This window comes from Comamonas sp. Z1 (assembly GCF_008121555.1).
GTDB lineage: Bacteria > Pseudomonadota > Gammaproteobacteria > Burkholderiales > Burkholderiaceae_C > Comamonas > Comamonas thiooxydans.
The window spans coordinates 1-21,313 of sequence record NZ_VOQT01000011.1; the positions used below are offsets into that span (position 1 = coordinate 1).

Genomic DNA, 21,313 nt, shown 5'->3' on the forward strand with positions numbered 1-21,313 from the left:
AGGAGACGGCGATGACTTCGGTCACCACGCCTTTTTCCTTCAGGCGCACGGCTTCTTCGACGGCGATTTCGTCAAAGGGGTTCATGCTCATCTTGACGTTGGCGATGTCCACACCCGTGCCGTCCGACTTCACGCGGACCTTGACGTTGTAGTCCACGACACGTTTGACGGGTACAAGGATTTTCATGAGAAAGCTCTTTCCTGGTTTTGAAGAGTGAAAGGCTTAGCGGGCCAGGCCCGCAAGCCGCTCGTTGATCAGTGCATGGGCCTGGTCCATGATGCCGGCGATCAGCTGCGCCACCGTAGGCACATCGTGGATCAGGCCCGCAACCATGCCGCAGGACCAGACGCCTGCGTCCATGTCGCCGTCGTGCATGATGCGCGGATAGGCGCCGGCCACTTCGGGCGCGATGTCGGCAAAGGTGATGGCCGCTCCCAGTTCGCGCTCCTTTTGCAGCAGGCGTTCGGTGGCCGCATTGCTCAGCACGCGCTCGGTGTTGCGCAGCGGGCGCATGACCAGACGGGTGTCCAGCTCGCTGGCCGCCACGATGGCCTGCTTGACCTTGGCGTGCACGGGTGCCTCCTGCGTGGCGATGAAGCGCGTGCCCATGTTGATGCCTTCGGCGCCCAGCGCCAGTGCGGCCACCAGGGAGCGGCCGTCGGCCATGCCGCCCGAGGCGACAAACGGAATCTTCAGTTCTTCGGCAGCGCGCGGCAGCAGGATGAAGTTGGGGATGTCGTCCTCGCCCGGATGGCCGCCGCATTCGAAGCCGTCCACGCTGATGGCATCGCAGCCGATGGCCTCGGCCTTGAGCGCATGGCGCACCGAGGTGCACTTGTGGATCACCTTGATGCCGGCTTCCTTGAGCGCGGGCAGCCATTTCTGCGGGTTGTTGCCGGCCGTCTCGACCACCTTGACGCCGCCTTCGATGATGGCCTTGACATAGCCTGGGTAGTCGGGCGGATTGACCGAGGGCAGAAAGGTCAGGTTGACGCCAAAGGGCTTGTCCGTCATTTCGCGGCAGCGCGCAATCTCGCGCGCCAGCAACTCGGGCGTGCGCTGGGTCAGGCCCGTGATGATGCCCAGGCCGCCCGCGTTGGAGACGGCGGCGGCCAGCTCGGCCAGGCCCACATGGTGCATGCCGCCCTGAATGATGGGGTGCTTGATGCCAAAGAGTTCGGTGATGCGTGTCTTCATGTCCTTGTCACTCCACTGCAATGCCCTTGTCGCGGATCAGCTGGCCCCAGCGCGTGTAGTCCTGCTGGATGCGCTGGCCCAGCTGGGCGGAATTCTGGAAGGTGGCGATGGCGCCCGCATGGAGCAGCTTGCCCTGGATGTCCTTGTCGGCCAGTATCTGCTGGACTTCTGAGGCGATGCGCTCGACCACGGCCTTGGGCGTGCCCTTGGGCGCGAGCAGACCGCCCCAGGAAACGGCGTCATAGCCCTTGATGCCTTGCTCGGCAATGGTCCTGGTGTCGGGCAGCATGCTCACGCGCTGGGGCGAGCCCACGGCGATGGCACGCAGCTTGCCGGCCTGGATATGAGGCAGCGCGGCCACGAGGTCGGCATACATGATGGGCACCTGGCCGCCGATGGTGTCGGTGATGGCGGGAACGCCGCCCTTGTAGGGCACATGCTGCATGTCGAAGCCGGCCATCTGCTTGAGCAGCTCCATGCTCAGGTGGCCGAAGCTGCCGGCGCCCGAGCTGGTGTAGTTGAGCGGTGATTTCCTGGCCTTGGCGTGGGCAATCAGGCTCTTGAGATCGGTGACATCGGGCAAAAGCGTGGGATTGACCACGATGACGATGGGCAGGTCATAAACCGTGGCTACGGGCGCGAAATCCTTGACCGTGTCGTAGCCGGCCTTCTTGTACAGATGGGGTGCCAGCAGCGTGGGCGTAGCCAGCATCATCAGCGTGTAGCCGTCGGCCGGACTCTTGGCGACCTGCACGGCCGCGATGGAGCCCGATGCGCCAGGGCGGTTTTCCACGACCACGGTCTGCTTGAGGCGCTCGCCCAGCTTCTGGCCCACGATGCGCGATGCCGTATCGGTAGGGCCACCGGCCGGAAAAGGCACGACCAGGCGCAGCATCTTGGCTGGCCAGTCGGTCTCGGCCAGTGCGCCGCCGGCCAGGCCGGCCAGCAACGGCGCTGCGGCCAGGGCCAGAACGCTGCGCCGGCTGGTGCAGGCCTTAAGTGCGGGATTGCGCTTGTGCATGAAGTCTCCTGTCAAAGCTGTCTCAGCAGTCGTCGGTGGTGGCCCACTACCGCGGGCCGGGTAAATCAGCTATCCATGGCGCTCGCACCGCCTGCAGCCCATGAAACCGGCACGGCCCAACCCCAGGGACACCGAGGAAGGGCCGCCCCGCACCGAGGGTGTTGTCCCCCTCCCGCGAAGCGAGAGAGGGGGAAGGCGCAAAGCGACTCAGGGGGTTTAATCAAGCTTGGCGCCAGCCTGCTCGACCAGCGCTTTCCAGATCGGCATATCGCGCTGGTAGTTGTCGCGGAAAGCCTGGGGGCTGTTCATCATGGGTATGAAGCCAGCGCCCGTGATGCGCTCCAGCACCTTGGGGTCCTTGATGATTTCGCGCAGGTGGCCGTAGAGCTGGTCCACGACCTCCTTGGGCGTGCCGGCTGGCGCGCCCATTGCCACCCAGCCGTAGATCGAATAGGCGTCGTCGGTCACGCCCTGCTCGAAGATGGTCGGCAACTTGGGCAGGATGTCCATGCGTTCCTTGCCGGTCACGCCAATGGCTTTGAGACGACCCGACTCAATGAAGGGCTTGGTGTTGAGCGCGCTGGAAAAGCACAGCTGCAGCTGGCCGCCGATCAGCTCCTGGATCATGGGGGCCTCGCCCTTGTAGGCGGCGTGGTTCATGTCGGCATCCATGGTCTTGCTCATATAGGCACCGGCCAGATGGGCATACGAGCCCACGCCCCAGGACCCGTACGAGAGCTTGCCCTTGTGCGCCTTCACATAGGCCAGCAGCTCCTTCATGTTGTTGGCCGGCACCGAAGGATGAACGACCAGCGTGACGGGCGCTGCCGCGATCTGGGTGATCAGCGCGATGTCTTTTTGCGGGTTGTAGGGCAGCTTGGTGTAGAGGAACTGGTTGATCAGCATGGAGGTGCTGAGCGAGACCATCAGCGTGTGGCCATCGGGCGCGGCCTTGGCCACGGCCTCGGTGCCGAGGATGCCGGCCGCGCCGCCGCGGTTGTCGATGACCACGGGCTGGCCCAGGCGCTTGGCCAGGACCTCGCCGATGGTGCGTGCGATGATGTCGGTGGCGCCGCCCGCGTTGAAGGGCACGACCACGCGGATGGGCTTTGCGGGCCAGGCCGGCTTGCCTGCCTGCGCGAGGGCGCTGCCGGCGGCCGTGGCCAGCAGGCTTCCGCCGCCGATGGCGGCCAGCCCTTGCAGAAGATCGCGGCGTGTGACTGGGATGCTCATGGTTTGTCTCCTATGAAGTCGCTGTCTTTGTTTGCCGTCTTATGCGGCCTTTAAACTTGCTTTTCAGTTATTTTTGGCTCTATGAGATGTCCGCTGCCTGTGAGCCTGACACAGCCCAACGCAGCGACACCGAGCAAGGGCCTATGCCGGCCGCACCGCCCCGCTGCGAAGGTGTCGCCGGCTGCCCGTACGCGCCCTCCCGCGAAGCGAGAGAGGGCGCCGTGCACACGGGGGAAGCCGCACAGCGGCTCAGGGGGTGCTTCATGAAGGCTCCTGGGGCAGCGTGAGAACGCCCTTGGCTTGCAGGTCCTGCAGTTGCGCATCATCGAGCGTCAGCAGGCGCTGCAGCACTTCTCGCGTGCCCTCACCCAGCGTGGGCGGTGCATGGCGGATGGGCAGACGCTGTCCGTCCAGGCGGTAGGGCGGCGCGAACACGGGCGTGGTGCCGACCACGGGATGGGGCATGTCGCGCAGCAGCCCGCTGCGGCGCGTGCGCTCGCTGGTCAGGGCCTCGTGCAGGCCGGCCACACGGCCGCAGGGAATGCCTGCAGCCGTCAGGCGCTCCAGCAGCAGATCGCGCGGGAAGCTGCCAATCAGTGCCTTGAGCATGGGCAGCAACTCCAGCCGGTTCCGGGCCCGGTTGACGTTGGTGGAGAAGCGCTGGTCCTCGACGATGTCGGGGCGCATGATGACTTGACGGCAGAATTTGTCGAACTGACTGTTGTTGCCCACGGCAATGATCAGCGGGCCGTCGGCGGCCTCGTACATGCCGTAAGGCACGATGGAGGGGTGGGCATTGCCGTAGCGCTCGGGGTCGTGCCCCAGTTGCAGGGCATCCAGGCCGTAGTAGCCGGTGACCGTGATGCCGCTGTCGTACAGCGCCATCTCGATGAGCCGGCCCTTGCCCGTGCGCTCGCGGCGGAACAAGGCGGCCAGCACGGCCTGGGCAGCATACATGCCGGTTACCAGGTCCACCACGGCCACGCCGAATTTGAGCGGTGGCATGCCTGCCTCGCCGTTGAGCGCCATCAGGCCCGCCTCGCCCTGGATCACCAGATCGTAGCCGGGGCGCTTGGCCTCGGGGCCGCTGCTGTCATAGCCAGCCACTGCGCAATAGATCAGGTCGGGCTTGATGGCCTTGAGCTGCTCGTAGCCTAGACCCAGCTTCTCGGCGCCGCCGGTCTTGAAGTTGTGGATGAGCACGTCGAACTGAGGCAGCAGTTCATGGAGGATCTTCACGCCCTCGGGCGTTTGCAGATCCAGCGTGATGGACCGCTTGTTGCGGTTCATGCTGTTGTAGTAGGTGGTCTCGGTCTTGCCGATGCGAATGCCCCAGTCGCGCGTATCGTCGCCGCGGCCCGGGTGCTCGACCTTGACCACCTCGGCGCCGAAGTCGGCCAGCACCATGCCGCACAGCGGCCCGGCGAAGACGCGGGACAGATCGAGTACCTTCACTCCCTCCAGCGGGAAGTCGATGTCCTGGTTCTGTTCGGTATTGCTGTCGGCCATCTGCCTTGTCTCCTTGGAAAATCTTGGTTTAGTCGAGCGCTCAAGCACGCAATTTTTTGAAGTCGGCGCTGCGCTTTTCGAGAAAGGCGGCAATGCCTTCACGGGACTCTTCGCTGCCCTGGGAGCGCACCATGTGCTGTGCCTCCAGCTCCAGCTGCTGCTCCAGCGTGTTGCGCGGTGCCTGGCGGCACAGGTCCTTGATCAGGGCCGTGGCCTGGTCCGGGCCGGTCGCGACCTGGGCGGCCAGCGCAACGGCATCGGCCAGAGCCTGGCCGGGCTCGGCCAGGCGATTGACGGGGCCCAAAGCGTGCATGCGTTCGCCGCTGATGCGCTCGCCGGTCAGGCACAGCTCGGTCAAGACCTGCCGCGAGACGAACTCGGCCAGAAAGGCTGTGGCGCCGCCGTCGGGCGTCAGACCCACTTTCACATAGGCCACGGAGAACAGGCTGTCGCGGGCGGCCACCAGCATATCGCAGGCCAGTGCCAGCGACAGGCCCGCGCCGGCCGCCGCGCCTTCGACGGCAGCGATGACAGGCTTGGGACAGTCGCGCACGGCGCGAATCAGATCGTGCAGGCCTTCAAGCTTTTCACGGCGCTGCTCCACGGGCAGTTCGCGGCGCCTGGCCAGTTGACGCAGATCGCCACCGGCGCAGAAATGCCCGCCCTCGCCCGTGAGCACGACCGCGCCCACACTGGCGTCAGCCGCAGCCTCCGCCAGCGCGGTCGTGACGGCCGCGTAGAACGCGGGCGAAAGCGCATTGCGCGCGGCCGGGTTGTTATTGCTCAGCACCAGTACGGCGCCTTCGCGGCGAATCAGCAAAGCGTCACTCATTGATGTTCTCCATGTCTAGTGAAACCGCAGCGCCTCAGGCGCTGGAATTCATGCCTGCGTCAAGGCCATGAAACGCGCCAGGTGATGGTCCTCGTCGCCAAACTGGTGGTCGATCATGATCAGTCGCTTGGCGTAATGCGCCAGCGGCAGCTCCCAGGTCATGCCGATGCCGCCATGCATCTGTATGCTTTCCTCGGCCACCAGGGTCCCCACCGAGCCCACGGTGTACTTGGCGGCAGACAGCATCTTCTCGCGCTCGATGCCCTGGGCGTTGTCGATGGCATCGGCCGCATTGATGACGGTGGAACGCACCTGCTCCACCTCCAGCAACAGATCGGCCATGCGATGCTGCAGTGCCTGGAAGCTGCCGATGGCAACGCCGAACTGCTTGCGCGTCTGCAGATACTCCAGTGTGTTCTGCTTGGCCACATCCATGGCGCCCAGCGCCTCGGCAGCCAGCGCCAGCAAGGCAAAGCCCTGAACATGCTCGAGCACGCCATGGCCCTGGCCCTCGGCACCCAGCAGCGCATCCTCGGCCAGCTGCACATTCTCGAAAGTCAGCTCGGCGGCGCGGCCGCCTTCCATGCGGCTATAGCCGCGCTTGGCGATGCCGGCGGCCTTGCCGTCGACCAGGAACAGGCTGATGCCGGCAGTATCGAACATGCCACCTGCGGTGCGCGCGGACACCAGCAGCAGATCGGCTTTCTCGCCAAAGGCGACCACGCTCTTGGCGCCGTTGAGCACCCAGCCCGTGGCGGTCCTGGCCGCCGTGGCCGTGACCTTGTTGAGCTCGTAGTGGCTGCCTGGTTCGTCGTGCGCCAGAGCGGCGATCGCGCTGCCGGCGATGATGTCCTCCAGCTGGCGTTTTTGCGCATCGCTGCCGGCCGCAATCAGGGCCTGGCCCACGACCAGCGCGCCCAGCAGCGGCTCGGCCACCAGGCCACGGCCCAGCGACTCGAACACCACGCTGATGTCAAAGCCCGAGCCGCCAAAGCCGCCCTCTTCTTCCGGGAACAGCGCGCCGATCGCACCCAGCTCGGCAAATTGCGCATACAGCGCGGGGCTGTGACCTTCTGCACCATAGGCCAAATGGTTGCGCTGTTCGATACCGTACTGCTCAGAAACAAAGCGGTTCAGGCTGTCCGCCAGCATGCGGCGGTCTTCGGTGTGTGTGAAGTTCATGACAAATTCTCTCTACCCAACAGGTCATCTATCCAGATCGCTCGGCATCACCGCTTTCGAGGGAGACACCGAGCAAGAGCCGCCTCGCAGCAAGGGTGTCGTCCCCCTTGGGGGCGCCCGGCTAGGGGAAGGTGCGGGGCCGCCCAGGCGAAGCGACTCAGGGGGTTACAGGTTCACAAGCCCAGAATCATCTTGGAGATAATGTTCTTCTGGATTTCGTTGGAGCCGCCGAAGATCGACAGCTTGCGGTAGTTGAAGTAGTTGGCCGAAGCCGTGGCGGCTTCGTCGATGCCGCCCAGGGGCGCCTGGTCATAGCCTTCATACTGGGCCTCGTCGATATAGGGCACGGCATACACGCCCATGGCGCGGCGGATCAGCGACAGGATCTCCTGGCGGATCTCGGTGCCGCGGATCTTCAGCATGGAGCTCTCCGCACCGGGCACGCCGCCACCGGCAACGGCCGCGATCACGCGCAGATTGGTGGTCTTCATGTTCTCAAGGTCGATCTCGACACGGGCCATGCGGGCCGCGAACAGCGGGTCCTGGCTCAAAGGCTGGCCGTTCTTGTGCACCTTGGCGGCGATGACCTTGAGCTTGGCCAGGGCCGAGATGCAAAAGCCCACGCCCGCAATGCCGGTGCGCTCGTAGGTCAGCAGATACTTGGCATAGGTCCAGCCCCGGTTTTCCTCGCCCACCAGGTTCTCGGCCGGCACCTTCACATCGGTGAAGAAGACTTCGTTGACTTCCTTGTCGCCGTCCAGCGTACGGATGGGGCGTAGCTCCACGCCGGGGCTGTTCATGTCCACCAGCAAAAAGCTGATGCCGGCCTGGGCCTTGGCTTCACGGTGGGTGCGCACCAGGCAGAAGATCATATTGGCGTGCTGGCCCTGGGTGGTCCAGGTCTTCTGGCCGTTGACGATGTAGAAGTCTCCATCGCGCACGGCCGTGGTCTTCACCGAGGCCAGATCGGAGCCCGCGCCGGGCTCGGAATAGCCCTGGCACCACCAGTCCTGCCCGCTCAGAATGCGCGGCAGCCAGTACTTCTTTTGCTGCTCGTTGCCGTACTTGATCAGCACCGGCCCCAGCATGTTCACGCCGAAGGGCACGATGCGCGGGCCGCCCGCCAGGGCGCACTCGGTGTCGAAGATGAACTTCTCGACCGCCCCCCAGCCCGGACCACCATGCTCCTGGGGCCAGTGATTCGCATACCAGCCGCGCTCGTTGAGAATGGCATGCCATTCATCCTGATCAGCCTTGCTCAGGCGCTGTCCGGCCTTGACCTTGGCCGAAATATGCTTGGGCAGCTTTTCCTTGAGAAAACTCTGCACCTCGGCGCGAAACGCTTCTTCCTGGGGGGTGAATTGCAAATCCATTGCTATTTCCTGGTAATCCATGGCGCTGCTTCTGGCGCCTTTAATCTTCAAACTGGCATGCTCTTGCGCCAGAGGCTGCAAGCAAGGGCCTAGGCGGCCCCGCCGCCCCGCAGCGAGGCTGTCGTCCCCCTTTGGGGGAAGGCGCGCAGCGCCTCAGGGGGTCTTAGTAAATCTCGAACAGGCCCGCAGCGCCCATGCCGCCGGCGATGCACATGGTCACCACGCCGTACTTGACCTTGGGGTTGCGGGCCTTGCGGCGCTGGCCTTCAAGCAGGATGTGGCCGGTCAGGCGTGCACCCGTCATGCCGAAGGGGTGGCCGATGGCAATCGCGCCGCCGTTGACGTTGAGGCGCTCGTTGGGAATGCCCAGCTGACGCTGGCAATACAGGGCCTGCGAGGCAAAGGCTTCGTTCAGCTCCCAGAGGTCGATGTCATCCACCGTAAGGCCGTGGCGCTTGAGCAGCTTGGGCACGGCAAACACCGGGCCTATGCCCATCTCGTCAGGCTCGCAGCCGGCCACGGCGAAGCCGCGGAAAGCGCCCAGGGGCTTGAGGCCCAGGCGCTCTGCCAGCCTGGCTTCCATCACCACGCAGGCGCTGGAGCCGTCGGACAGCTGCGAGGCATTGCCGGCCGTGATGAAGTTGCCAGGGCCCTTCACAGGCTCCAGCTTGGCCAGTCCCTCCAGCGTGGTGCTGGCGCGGTTGCAGTTGTCCTGCGTGGCCACCACGTCGCGGTAGGTGACTTCGCCGGTTTCCTTGTTCTTCTCCATCATGCGTGTGGAGCAGGCAATGATCTCGTCCTTGAACAGATCGGCGGCCTGGGCCGCAGCCGTGCGCTGCTGGCTTTGCAGCGAGAACGCATCCTGGTCTTCACGCGTGATGCCATAGCGCTTGGCCACCACATCGGCGGTGTCGATCATGGCCATATAGAGCTCGGGCTTGTGCTCCACCAGCCAGGGGTCCATGTCGGTGGGCAGATTGTTGCCGGCCCGGATGCCGGAGATGGTTTCGATACCGCCGGCCAGCATCACGTCCACGCCCTCGGCCACGACACGCCCCGCCGCGATGGCGATGGACTGCAGACCCGAGGCGCAAAAACGCGTGATCGTGGTGCCGGCGATCGACAGCGGCAGCCCGGCGCGCAATACGGTCTGGCGACCCAGATTGCGGCCCTGGAAACCGTCGGGGTTGCCGCAGCCCAGAATCAGGTCCTCGATCATTTCGGGATCGACACCCGAGCGCTCCACCGCCGCCTTGACGGAGAAAGCAGCCAGCTGGGCGGCAGGAGTGATGTTGAACTCGCCACGATGCGACTTGGTCAGCGGTGTGCGGGCGGTGGAAACGATAACGGCTTCACGCATGGTGCTTGTCTCTGTGAATGTTGAAAACTATTTCTGATAGCTGTCTGCGCTTGTCATTCATTGCTTTCAGATGCTTTTCATACTGAAATCAATGCAAATCATGCGCTAGCAGCTACTTTTTTGATTAATCGCTCAAAAACTGACACACCCCATAGTCGGACTGCCGAGCAAGGGCCTAGGCGGCCCCGCCGCCCCGCAGCGAGGGCAGTGTCCCCCTCCCGCGAAGCGAGAGAGGGGGAAGGCGCGGAGTGCCTCAGGGGGTGTTACTTATTCAAACTGTCGAAGTTGCGCCCCTCGGCCACCAGCTTCTGCAGCAGCGGCGCAGGCTTCCAGAACAGCGCGTCTTCCTTGGCAAAGGCTTCGATATCGGCCAGCACCTTGGCCAGGCCCTGCATATCGGCCCATTTCATGGGGCCGCCGCGGTGGCGCGGAAAGCCGTAGCCGGAGATAAAGGTCACGTCCACATCCAGCGGGCGCAGCGCAATGCCCTCGCCCACCACCTTGGCACCTTCGTTGACCATGGCGGCCATGTAGCGGCGCATGATTTCCTCGGCCGTGAACGGGCGCGCTGTCACGCCCTTCTTGGCGCGCTCGGCATCCACAATCGCCAGTACTTCGGGGTCGGGCTGACCGATGCGCGCACCTTGCGGGTAAAGATAAAAGCCGCGTCCCGTCTTCTGGCCGAACCAGCCGTTTTCACAGATGCGGTCGGCAATCTCCACATAACGGGCCTTGGGGTCGCGCGTGGCGGCGCGGCGCTTGCGCGTGGCCCAGCCGATATCGCCGCCGGCCAGGTCGGTGACCTGGAAGGGCCCCATGGCAAAGCCGAAGCCGCGCACGGCCTCGTCGATCTCGTAGGGGCTGGCACCGTCTTCCATCAGGTAGTCGGCGGCCTGCTTGTAAGTGGCCAGAATGCGGTTGCCGATAAAGCCGTCGCAGACGCCGGCACGCACCGGCACCTTCTTCATCTTCTTGGCCAGCTCGAAGGCCGTGGTCACCACATCGGGCGCCACCTTGGCGGGCACGACGATCTCCAGCAGCTTCATGATGTTGGCCGGGCTGAAGAAGTGCAGACCGATCACATCCTGCGGGCGGCTGGTGACGGCGGCAATCGCGTCGATGTCCAGATACGAGGTGTTGGTGGCCAGCACGGCGCCGCTCTTGCAGACACGGTCCAGCTCCTTGAACACGACCTTCTTGACCTCCAGGTCTTCGAAGACCGCCTCGATCACCAGGTCCACATCGGCAATGTCGTCATAGCGGGTCGAAGGCGTATAGCGCGCAAGAATAGCGGCCTTGGCCTCCTCGTTCATGCGGCCCTTGGCGATCAGGCCGTTGTAGACCTTCTCCACATTGGCCTGGCCGCGTGCGATGGATTCGGCATCGCGCTCGATCATGGTCACGACGAGGCCGGCATCCAGCGCCGAGACGGTGATGCCCGCGCCCATGGTGCCGCCGCCGATGATGGCAATCTTGCTGAAGGCGCGCGGCTGGGCGGCGCGGGCTTCGGGAATCTTGGCTGTCTCGCGCTCGGCAAAGAAGGCGTGGATCAGGCCCGCGCGCTGCGGGCTGTCGATGCAGGCCAGAAACTGGGCACGCTCGAACTTCAGGCCTTCGGCAAAAGGCAGGTCCAGCGCAGCCTGAACGCAATCGATGATCTTCAGCGGCGAGAACAGGCCGCGCGACTTCTTGGTCGTGTCCGCACGCAGCGCATCGAGTTCCGCCTGGGCGGCGGCCTTGTCGGCCAGGCGTCCCGGTGTGGCGCTGACGGGACGCAGCGGCGCGCCCTGGGTCAGCAGTTCACGCGCATAGGCCAGGCCCGCGGCCACGGGGTCCGAGCCCTCTTCCAGCTTGTCCACCAGACCGACCGCCAGTCCGGCCTTGGCGCCGATCTGCTGGCCGCTGAGCATCAGCTCGGTTGCGGCCTTCACGCCCATCAGGCGCGGCGCACGCTGGGTGCCGCCGGCGCCGGGCACCAGACCCAGGGAGACTTCAGGCAGACCCAGCTTGGCGCCAGGCAGCGCCAGGCGGTAATGCGCCGACATGGCAATCTCCAGGCCGCCACCCAGTGCCGCGCCATGAATCACGGCCACCACGGGCTTGCTGCAGGCCTCGATACGGTTGCAGACATCGGGCAGGAAAGGCTGGACCGGGGGCTTGCCGAATTCGCGAATATCGGCACCGGCGATGAAAGCCTTGCCCTGACCCACGATGACCACGGCCTTGACCGCGGCGCTGGCATCGGCCTGTTCTATGGCCGCCATCAGACCCTGGCGCACGGCAGCGCCCAGCGCATTGACGGGCGGATTGTTGACGCTGACGAGCAGGACGTCACCGTCTTGCCTGAGTTCGACGACAGAGGTGCTGGCTTCGGCGGTCATGCGAGTCTCCTGAATCTCTCTATGGAATGGGCTTTATTTTTACGACGACAATGTTTTCTAACAATCCCATGAATCATTGACAGACTGTCAAAGAAAATTAGACAAATACGCCATGGACTCCCAATCGCTGACCCTGCTGGTCGAAATCATTGATAGCGGCAATCTCAGCCAGGCAGCGCGCAAGCTCAAGATGACGCGTGCCAATGTGAGCTATCACCTGACCCAGTTGGAAAAGGCAGCGGGCGTGCAACTGGTCAAGCGCACCACGCGCCGCGTGGAGCCCACGGAGATCGGCATGCGCCTGTACGAGCACGGGCGCAACATCCACAACGAAATGCTGGCCGCACGCGAGGCCATCACGGCGCTGGGCCAGAGCCTGCAGGGTCGCGTGGGCATCAGCGTGCCCAGCGGCTACGGCCAGATCGTGATGAGCGAATGGCTGATCGAGTTCAAGCGCCTGTACCCGGGCATCGTGCTCGATGTGCTGTTCGAGAACCGGGCCGACAATCTGCGCGACGATGTGGACATCATCGTGCGCGTGATCCAGGAGCCGCCCCTGTCCCTGGTGGCGCGCAGCCTGGGCACGGTGCGCTACCTGGCCTGCGCCTCACGCGAATATGCGCAGACCCACGGCCTGCCCAGAACCCTGCATGCCCTGCGCGCCAGCCCGCTGATCACCGCCGGAGTCACGGGGCGGCAATTGCGCCTGGCCGCCTATCTGGGCTCCGAGCGCCACGAAGTGATGCTGGAGCCCACCATGATCTCCGAGCATTTCCCTTTTCTGCGCGACGGCATCCTGGCCGGCCTGGGGGTAGGCCTGGTGCCCGACTATGTGGTGCAGGACAAGCTGGCCACGGGCGAGGTGCTGAGCACGCTGGACGAGTACCGGCTCAGCATTTTCGGCACCCATATGTATCTGCTCTACCTGCCCAACCGGCATCAGACCAAGGCCGTGCGCACCTGCATCGATTTTCTGCTGGCCAAGGCCCAGCCCGAGGCAACCCGGCTGGCCGCGATGCCCCAGCCCTGAGCCGCAACGCAAAACGCCAGCGAGCAGGCTGGCGTTTTCATTCGGACAGAGGCCTCAGGACAGGCTGCGATTCAGATTCTGCTGGCGCCAGCTGCTGGGGCTTTGCTGAAAATGCTTGCTGAACCAGCGCGTGAACGAGCTGTTCTCGGCAAAGCCGGCCTGGGCTGCCGCTTCGCTCACCGACAGCTGCGGATTCTGCAGCGCACGCAGCGCGGCCTGGCTGCGCACGGCGTCCAGCGTTTCCTGAAAGCTGGTGTTCTGGGTTTCGAGGTGCCGCTGCAGCGAGCGCGCCGTGTAGCCGAGCGCCCCTGCCACATGGGCAATGCTGTGGCGACCGTGAGGCAGCAGCGACTGCAAGGTGCTGCGCACCTGCTGCTCCAGCGATCTGGTCGTGGGCCGCGGTGCATGGCTCTCCATCAGGCTGCGGGCGTGGCTCTCCATGAGGCTGTCGTGATCGGCATCGATGGCCTCCAGATCCTCGTTGCTCACCACGATGCCATCGAAGTCCGAGCCAAACACAATCTCGCTGCCCAGCACGCGGCGATGGCTCATGGTGCTGCCTGGCGAGCTGTGCGAGAAGTGGATGCTGGCCGGGCTCCAGCCCCTGCCCAGCTGATATCGGCACAGACTCATCAGCGCCGTGATGCCCAGCTCGACCGGGTGGCGCCCCGGGTTCTCGCGCTCGGTATCCAGGTTCAGCTGGATGATGGAATAGCGCCCCTGGGTCACCACCTCCGTGCCCACGGTGGTGCTGATCATGTGGTCATAGTCCTTGAAGGTCTTGAGCATGCTGGAGAGGCTGGCCTGGTGCTGCAGCAGCAGGCTGATCGGCCCGAAGTCGGACAGACGCCAATGCGAGCCCATGAGCAGGCCCAGCGAGGCATGCCCGGCCTGGGCGGAAGAAGCCTCGAGCAACTGCGCAAACGCAGCTTCGGGAACCATGAGATCGGGAGAATTCAGGCAGCTGTGGTCCAGCCCCACCTGGCGGAACATGCGCAGCGGGTCAATGCCGAGCTCATTCGCCACCTTGGCGTATTTGCACAGACTCACACTTCGGATACGGGGCTTCATCGTGACCAGGAAAACGGTTGACCCGGGTACTGCGCAACAGGCCCGGATTTCATGGATGGACACAGGCCTTAAGGGCAACCTGCGTTTCGGGTGTTGATGTTTATCAATATCACAACAAGCAGTCAATCAATGGATACCAGTAGATCGCGACAGATATGACGGTTCGGCGCGCAGATGCGTCCACTTCAAGACACCCCAGGCCCGGCCCTAGGGTTTTCCTTGCACCCACCCAAGAGGGCAACAAGCTGACGCGATCGGTCAAGCCCCAGGACTGTTGCTGCGCCGAGAATTTTTCCATCAGACGGCGGCGCCCTGCATCAAGGCCTTGCCGGGTACTTAGGAGAAGACCATGAAAGTCGAACAACTGACCTGCAGCATCGGCGCTGAGGTTTCCGACATCCACCTCGGCGATGCGTCCCGCGACAAGGGCCTGGCCGAGGAAATTCGCGCCCTGCTGCTGCAGCACAAAGTGCTGTTCTTCCGCGATCAGGACATCACGCGTGCCGAGCATGTGGGTTTTGCCCGCCATTTCGGCGATCTGGAGGATCACCCCGTGGCCGGCAGCGACCCCGACCACCCCGGTCTGGTGCAGATCTACCGCAGCGAAAAGCGCGAAAACTACGAGAACACCTATCACACCGACGGTCAGTGGCGCGAGAACCCGACGATGGGCTGCGTGCTGCGCTGCATCGAAGGCCCTGCCGTCGGTGGCGACACCATCTGGGTCAATATGGCCGAGGCCTACCGCAATCTGCCCGAAGACATCAAGCAGAAGATAGCCGGTCTCAAGGCCAAGTCCAGCATCGAGCACGGCTTCGGCGCCGTCATGCCCGAAGAAAAGCGTCTGGAGCTGGGTCGCCAGCATCCTCCGGTCGAACATCCCGTGGTGCGCACCCACCCCGAAACCGGCGAGAAGATTCTCTACGTCTGCAGCTTCACCACCCACTTTGCCAACTACCACACGCCCGAGAACGTGCGCTATGGCCAGGACAAGACGCCCGGTGCCAGCATGCTGCTGAACTATCTGATCAGCCAGGCGGCCATCCCCGAGTACCAGGTGCGCTTTCGCTGGAAGCCCGGCAGCGTCGCCATGTGGGACAACCGCTGCACCCAGCATTACGCCGTGCAGGATTACTGGCCCGCCGCGCGCAAGATGGAGCGCGCTGCCATCATCGGCGACAAGCCTTTTTGAGCGAGCGCCACCTGCGCCGCATGCCGGCGCCGGAACACGGCGCATCACACCGGCGCTGCGCAAAAACAATAGCTTGTATCGCTTGACTGCCATTGAAGATAAAGTCATAGCTGCCTGAAACGCTTTTAAATCAAGCGCAGGCAGCTATTATTTTTTCTGTCATCACCTCCTGCATGAATGTGCGCCTGACCAGGCCCCGCCTTGCGCCAATCGCGCCCTGAGGCCGATGACAGAGCGCAGGCCCGGGAGGGCGACAGCACTGCCAGGTACAACCAGCCATTGCTGTGAGCCATGGCACGCGCGAGCCTGACGAGCCTGAATACCACAATGGTGATCCTCGTCAACCGCGCCTGCAGCATCTCTGCGCGGCGAGTCGGTGGCGAGCACTGCAGCGTGCGGTGTGGGGCGCGCGGCGTGCGCATCACGGACCTCCCGCTCCTCCCGCGCCTTGACAGCTGTGAGCTGGCCAGAGGCATGCTCAAGACCATCCATCCGCAGCCGCCGGCCCAGACGCCTTCACCAGGCCTGTCTCAGGCCCGGCCCCAGCCTTGCCAGAGCCATTTTTCCAGGTCTGCCCGAAATCATCCGCGCATGAAAAAGGCCTCCATCGCGGAGGCCGTTTTTGCGCATGTCGGTTCAGCAGAGACCGCTTGCAGGCGAGGCCGTGATCGCCTTGCCTGCAAGCCTGTCCCGGGAGATCAGGAGGTCTTCCTGAGGAAACCCTGGTTGGCGCCGGGCCGGTTGGGCGCAAAGCCGTTGGCGGCCAGGCTTTCCTCCACGCTGTCGTAGAACACGCCGATCTTGCTGATCTCGCGCGCCTCCTTGGCGGTGGCGACAGGACGACCGAATTCGCGCGAGATGCGCACCAGTTGCTCGATCTGCGAGACGGTGCTGGCCTTCTCGGTACGCGTCTGGTTCCACAGGCAGTCTTCGGTGCCGCAGCGCACATGCAGACCGGCGGCAATGCCCCACATGTTCACGGGCAGCACGTTGCGCACATTGCTTTCCACGGTCAGCACGGCGCCATCGGGCACGGCGCGCACAAAGTTGGCCAGGCTGTACAGGCTGGGCGTGTCCATGCCGCCAGCGATCGCCACCCAGTTCATGACCAGCGGGCCCATGTAGAAGCCGCGGCGCATCAGGCGCTCCACCGACTCGAAGCTGTTCAGGTTGTAGCACTGGAAAGCGCTCTGGATGCCGGCCTTGGTCAGGCGACGCACATGCTCCTCCACCCAGCCCGGCTGGGCGGGCACGGTCATTTCCTTGTAGGCATTGAACAGCGTGGGATTGGCGCGCGAGGTACCGGCAAAGTCCGCGTCTTCGGCCTGATCGGTCACGTTCATCTGCGAGGTGTTCACCGTCACGGTCACCTGATCGGGCACCGGGTCCAGATCGGCCAGCATGTGGCGGGTGTCGTCGGAAAGCCATTTGGCCGCCTGGCCTTCGTCTTCGGGAGCAAAGCTGATGGAGCCACCGACCTGGATGATCATCTCGGGCACGGCCTTGCGCACGCCGGAGATCAGCTCGTTGAACTTGGACAGGCGCTTGCTGCCCTTGCCGTCAAGCTCGCGTACATGCAGGTGCAGCACCGTGGCGCCCGCGTTGTAGCAGTCCACGGCTTTCTGGATCTGCGCCTCCATGGTGACGGGAATGTCTTCGGGGAAGTCCGAAGGCAGCCAGCCCGGAGCATAGGGCGCCGCAGTAATGATCAGGGGTTGCTGGTTTTCGGGGAACAGATGGCCGTCGAGGAAGTTCATGACATGTCTCCAAGTGAATGCGGGCTTCGACGGACAGCCATGGCCGCGGCTTCCCCGCCCTGTGCAATGCCGCCAGGCATTCAAAAGGCATGGGCAACACCAGCCGGCAGGCACCGAATCGTCGAAATTGAAAGCAATTTCACTGTAGGAGAGCTGTCTGCAAAGCGTTTGCCCTAGGACGCTCAAAGCTTGGCAAAGTGCGCCAGAGCACGCGGGCGCTCCGATACATCCTTGCTCCGAACCGGACCGTCGCAGCTGTGCCGCGACGATGAATGCAGCCTGCCAGCCTGTCGCTGCTCCTATCGCAGCCGCCCGCCTAGCCGCGCCAGGCTGCCTCGATGGCGGCGATATCGATCTTCCTCATCTCCATCATGGCTTCAAAAGCCCGTCTGGCCGCCGCACGATCCGGGTCGGCAATGGCCGTGGTCAGCACACGCGGCGTGATCTGCCAGGACAGCCCCCAGCGGTCCTTGCACCAGCCGCACTGGCTTTCCTGGCCGCCGTTGCCGACGATGGCGTTCCACAGGCGATCCGTTTCCTCCTGACTATCTGTTGCGACCTGAAACGAAAACGCCTCGTTGTGCTTGAAGACAGGGCCGCCGTTCAGGCCCAGGCAGGGAATGCCCATGACCGTAAATTCGACCGTCAAGACATCGCCCTGCTTGCCGGAAGGGTAGTCGCCCGGTGCGTGGTGGACCGCGCCCACTGCGCTGTCGGGAAAAGTCTGGGCGTAGAACCTGGCGGCTTCCAGGGCCTCGCCTTCGTACCAGAGACAAATCGTGTTTTTGCTGACCATCTTGGCTCTCCTGAACAGGGACTGATGAATGTCTGCAGACCCGCAGACCGCGGACCCCTCTCTATCGGGACACCGATGCACTGGCGGCTTTCGGCCTCTGTGCATTGAAGCCGCATTTCCCCAGCGCTTCAACCCCCATATCAGAGGCGCAGGGTCATCCCCCCGATATAGCCATGGCACCTCTGCTCTCACGAAGACGCCGGAAATGGATCAGGCTGCATCAGCCCTGCCGGTCTCAAGTCCGGTCAAGGCCGCCTCCGGAACCACGCCAGTCCCGCCCTGCTGCCGCAGATCCTGGGCTCAGAAGCCACTCCTAGGCACCGGCCCGGCCTTGCCTCGCTGGCGCACACCAGAGCAATCGAATCTGCTTTAGATCAAGCCAATGCATTTTATTTTTGTCTAGTCATATAATTGACTACACATATACAAGACTGACTCCTTGAACCCTACGATTTGTTGACGTCATGAAATTCACTCTGAACGGCCAGGAAGTGGACGCGCAAAGCGCCACTGCCGACACACCTCTTTTGTATGTGCTGCGCAATGACATGCAGCTCAACGGCCCCAAGTTCGGCTGCGGCCTGGGCGAATGCGGTGCCTGCGCCGTGCTGATCGACGGCAAGGTGGCGCGCTCCTGCTCCGTGCCGCTGAAGGCTGTCGACGGCAAGAAAGTCACCACGCTGGAAGGCCTGTCGCCTGACGCCAGCAAGGCCGCCAGCGCGCAAGCCCTGCAGGACCGCGCCGTGCTGGATGTCAGCGCCGCCGAGACAAAGGCGCCTGCCACCCCACGCACCTACACCCTGCATGTGGTGCAGCAAGCCTTTGTCGATGCACAGGCTGCGCAGTGCGGCTACTGCACCAACGGAATGATCATGGCGCTGGTCGCCCTGTTCAACCAGCAGCCCAAGGCCAGCGACGAAGAAATCAGGCACGCACTGTCCGGCCATCTGTGCCGCTGCGGCACCCATGTGGAAATCATGCAGGCCGCCGCGCGCGCCCGCGAGCTGATTGCCAAGGGCCACAGCCCTGCCCTCCCCGCCGCCGGCGCATCCACAACCGCAAAGGCTGCCTGATCATGAAATTCTTCACCAAAGACAATCACGCCCAGCTCACCCGTCGCCAGTTGCTCAAGGCCGGCGGCATGCTGATGGTCGGCTCCGTGGCAGGCGGCCATCTGCTGATGGCCCAGACCGCCCCCGAAGCTGCCGCCAAGGGCCCTTTCCCTATTCCCTCGGCCAAGCTGGTGGACAGCTTCATCGCGATTGGCGCCGACGGCTCCGTCACGGCCTACAACGGCCACGTGGACCTGGGCACGGGCGTGCGCACGGCTCTGGGCCAGTTAGTGGCCGACGAGCTGTATGTGGACTTTGCCGCCGTGACCATGGTACTGGGCCACACCGCCCGCACCCCGGATCTGGGCCCCACCATTGCCAGCAACACCATCCAGGTGTCGTCCCTGCCCATGCGCCATGCCGCAGCGCAGGTGCGCCAGCTGCTGATCAAGCTGGCCAGCGAGAAATCCGGTGTTCCCGCTGACCGCATCACCACCCAGAAAGGCTTTGTCATCGCCGGCGGCAAGCGCTACGGCTATGGCGAGCTGGTTCAGGGCCAGGATCTGCAGATCGAGGTCGACGACAAGATCGAGCTGCGCAAGTCCGGCTTCGAATACATCGGCAAATCGGTGCAGCGCGTGGACATCCCCAACAAGGTGCTGGGCGCGCTGACCTATATCCACGACCTGCGCGTGCCCGGCATGCTGCACGGCCGCGTGATCCGTCCTCCCTACACCGGCGCCGATGCCACGGCTCCGCTGGGCTCCAGCCTGGTGTCAGTGGACGAGAAGTCCATCGCCCATCTGCCCGGCATCGTCAAGGTCGTGGTCAAGGGCGACTTCGTGGGCGTGGTGGCCGAGCGTGAAGAGCAGGCCATCGCTGCCATGCGCCAGCTCAAGGTCACCTGGAAGGAATGGAGCGGCCTGCCCGATATGTCGCTGAGCGGCCTGCACCAGACTCTGGTGGACCACGCCAAGACCGACCGCGTGCTGCAGGAAGACGAAGGTGCGCTGCAGGCCGTCGAGCAGGTCAAGACTGCGCTGACCCGCGACTATGTCTGGCCCTATCACGCTCACGGCTCCATCGGCCCGTCCTGCGCGATTGCCGAAGTGGGCAACGGCCAGATCCAGGTCTGGACCGGCTCGCAGAACCCTCACGACGTGTGCAAGGATATTGCCAAGCTCATGGACGTGAATGCCGACAACATCAACGTCACCCGCCTCGAAGCCTCCGGCTGCTACGGCCGCAACTGTGCGGACGACGTCTGCTCGGACGCCGTGCTGATGTCTGCCGCCGTGGGCAAGCCCGTGCGCGTGCAGCTGATGCGCGAGCAGGAAGCCGGCTGGGAGCCCAAGGGCACGGGCCAGCTGATTCGCGTGCGCGGCGGCCTGGACGAGCAAAACAATGTCGCCGCCTACGAGCTGCGCACCTGCTACCCCTCGAACAACGCCACGGCACTGGCCCTGATCCTCACGGGCAAGGTGTCCGCCAAGATCGAGGCCCAGCAAATGGGCGACCGCACGGCCATCCCGCAGTACGAGTATCCCAAGATGCGCGTGATCTCCCAGGACGCCGTGCCCATCGTGCGCGCCTCCTGGATGCGCGGCGTCTCCGCCTTGCCCAATGTGTTCGCCCATGAGTCCTGGATCGACGAATGCGCCTACCTGGCCAAGGCCGACCCCATCGAATACCGCCTGCGCTACCTCAAGGACCCGCGCGCCGTGGCGCTGATTGCCGAGGCCAAGAAGCAGTGCAACTGGCAGGAAGGCCCGGCGCGTCGCAATGCAGCAGCTGACGATCAACGTCTGGTCAAGGGTCGCGGCTTTGCCTACGCCCGCTACTTCCACAGCAAGTTCCCCGGCTACGGTGCAGCCTGGGCGACCTGGGTGGTCGATGTGACCGTGGACCGCGAAACCGGCGAAGTCAAGGTCGACAAGGTCTTTGTCGCCCAAGACACCGGCGCCATGATCAACCCCGCAGGCGTGCGTCATCAGGTGCACGGCAACGTGGTGCAGTCCACCAGCCGCGTGCTCAAGGAGTTCGTCACCTTCGACAAGAGCGGCGTCACCTCCGTGGAATGGGGCGGCTACCCCATCCTGCGCTTTGACGAGCTGCCCGAGATCGACTCGCTGCTGGTCGAGCGCCCCAACGAGGCGCCCATGGGCGCCGGCGAATCGGCGTCCGTGCCCAGCGCCGCCGCCGTGGCCAACGCCATCTTTGACGCCACCGGCGTGCGCCTGCTGGAAGTGCCGTTCACGCCCAGCCGCGTGCTGGCCGCGCTCAAGGCAGCCAAGAGCAGCGCCGCCTCGTCCAAGTGACTCCACCG

16 protein-coding genes and 1 pseudogene are annotated in these 21,313 nt (G+C 64.2%); 4 read left to right on the forward strand and 13 right to left on the reverse strand.

The window, feature by feature from the left end:
- The 10 genes and pseudogenes from FSY45_RS18095 to FSY45_RS18145 form a co-directional block, all read right to left on the reverse strand.
- Positions 1-187 (reverse strand): annotated as a pseudogene (locus FSY45_RS18095) (electron transfer flavoprotein subunit beta/FixA family protein); the annotation flags it as partial.
- Between the two features lie 36 nt (positions 188-223).
- Positions 224-1,198 carry a nitronate monooxygenase family protein gene (locus FSY45_RS18100; protein WP_046461711.1) on the reverse strand — a complete coding sequence of 325 codons (975 nt, stop codon included), beginning with the start codon at positions 1,196-1,198 and terminating at the stop codon, positions 224-226.
- Between the two features lie 7 nt (positions 1,199-1,205).
- The gene (locus tag FSY45_RS18105) at positions 1,206-2,219 is read right to left on the reverse strand and encodes a tripartite tricarboxylate transporter substrate binding protein (protein WP_046461712.1); all 1,014 of its coding nucleotides are present in this window, start codon (positions 2,217-2,219) and stop codon (positions 1,206-1,208) included.
- Between the two features lie 216 nt (positions 2,220-2,435).
- A complete protein-coding gene (locus tag FSY45_RS18110) occupies positions 2,436-3,452 on the reverse strand; it encodes a tripartite tricarboxylate transporter substrate binding protein (protein WP_046461713.1) in 1,017 nt (338 codons plus the stop codon).
- 261 nt (positions 3,453-3,713) lie between these two features.
- Positions 3,714-4,961 (reverse strand): CaiB/BaiF CoA-transferase family protein, encoded by a 1,248-nt coding sequence (locus FSY45_RS18115; RefSeq protein WP_054075557.1) that lies wholly within the window; start codon positions 4,959-4,961, stop codon positions 3,714-3,716.
- Between the two features lie 40 nt (positions 4,962-5,001).
- Positions 5,002-5,793, reverse strand: a complete 792-nt coding sequence (locus FSY45_RS18120; protein WP_148748125.1) for an oxepin-CoA hydrolase, alternative type — start codon at positions 5,791-5,793, stop codon at positions 5,002-5,004.
- Between the two features lie 48 nt (positions 5,794-5,841).
- The gene (locus FSY45_RS18125; protein ID WP_148748126.1) at positions 5,842-6,975 is read right to left on the reverse strand and encodes an acyl-CoA dehydrogenase family protein; all 1,134 of its coding nucleotides are present in this window, start codon (positions 6,973-6,975) and stop codon (positions 5,842-5,844) included.
- A 173-nt stretch (positions 6,976-7,148) separates the two neighbouring features.
- Entirely contained in the window at positions 7,149-8,348 is a 1,200-nt protein-coding gene (locus tag FSY45_RS18130) for an acyl-CoA dehydrogenase family protein (protein WP_148748127.1), read from the reverse strand.
- 163 nt (positions 8,349-8,511) lie between these two features.
- Complete coding sequence (locus tag FSY45_RS18135; protein WP_148748128.1) at positions 8,512-9,708, reverse strand: acetyl-CoA C-acyltransferase; 1,197 nt, start codon at positions 9,706-9,708, stop codon at positions 8,512-8,514.
- A 263-nt stretch (positions 9,709-9,971) separates the two neighbouring features.
- Entirely contained in the window at positions 9,972-12,089 is a 2,118-nt protein-coding gene (locus tag FSY45_RS18145) for a 3-hydroxyacyl-CoA dehydrogenase NAD-binding domain-containing protein (RefSeq protein ID WP_148748129.1), read from the reverse strand.
- A gap of 112 nt (positions 12,090-12,201) precedes the next feature.
- Here FSY45_RS18145 and FSY45_RS18150 point away from each other — a divergent pair, with 112 nt between their 5' ends.
- Entirely contained in the window at positions 12,202-13,119 is a 918-nt protein-coding gene (locus FSY45_RS18150) for a LysR family transcriptional regulator (RefSeq protein ID WP_041744300.1), read from the forward strand.
- Positions 13,120-13,173: 54 nt separating this feature from the next.
- On the opposite strand, the gene FSY45_RS18155 is transcribed toward FSY45_RS18150, so the two are convergent.
- Positions 13,174-14,190, reverse strand: coding sequence for an AraC family transcriptional regulator (locus FSY45_RS18155; RefSeq protein WP_057093245.1), 1,017 nt, complete (start codon positions 14,188-14,190; stop codon positions 13,174-13,176).
- 349 nt (positions 14,191-14,539) lie between these two features.
- Between FSY45_RS18155 and FSY45_RS18160 the strand changes: the two genes are divergently transcribed.
- Positions 14,540-15,382, forward strand: a complete 843-nt coding sequence (locus FSY45_RS18160; RefSeq protein ID WP_148748130.1) for a TauD/TfdA family dioxygenase — start codon at positions 14,540-14,542, stop codon at positions 15,380-15,382.
- Between the two features lie 698 nt (positions 15,383-16,080).
- Here the strand turns inward: FSY45_RS18160 and FSY45_RS18165 are convergent.
- The gene (locus FSY45_RS18165) at positions 16,081-17,139 is read right to left on the reverse strand and encodes a 3-keto-5-aminohexanoate cleavage protein (RefSeq protein ID WP_034356064.1); all 1,059 of its coding nucleotides are present in this window, start codon (positions 17,137-17,139) and stop codon (positions 16,081-16,083) included.
- 316 nt (positions 17,140-17,455) lie between these two features.
- The gene (locus tag FSY45_RS18170; RefSeq protein ID WP_148748131.1) at positions 17,456-17,935 is read right to left on the reverse strand and encodes a VOC family protein; all 480 of its coding nucleotides are present in this window, start codon (positions 17,933-17,935) and stop codon (positions 17,456-17,458) included.
- Between the two features lie 464 nt (positions 17,936-18,399).
- Here FSY45_RS18170 and FSY45_RS18175 point away from each other — a divergent pair, with 464 nt between their 5' ends.
- Positions 18,400-19,008, forward strand: a complete 609-nt coding sequence (locus tag FSY45_RS18175) for a (2Fe-2S)-binding protein (RefSeq protein WP_003062639.1) — start codon at positions 18,400-18,402, stop codon at positions 19,006-19,008.
- 2 nt (positions 19,009-19,010) lie between these two features.
- A complete protein-coding gene (locus FSY45_RS18180; protein WP_148748132.1) occupies positions 19,011-21,305 on the forward strand; it encodes a xanthine dehydrogenase family protein molybdopterin-binding subunit in 2,295 nt (764 codons plus the stop codon).
- Positions 21,306-21,313 lie beyond the last annotated feature (8 nt).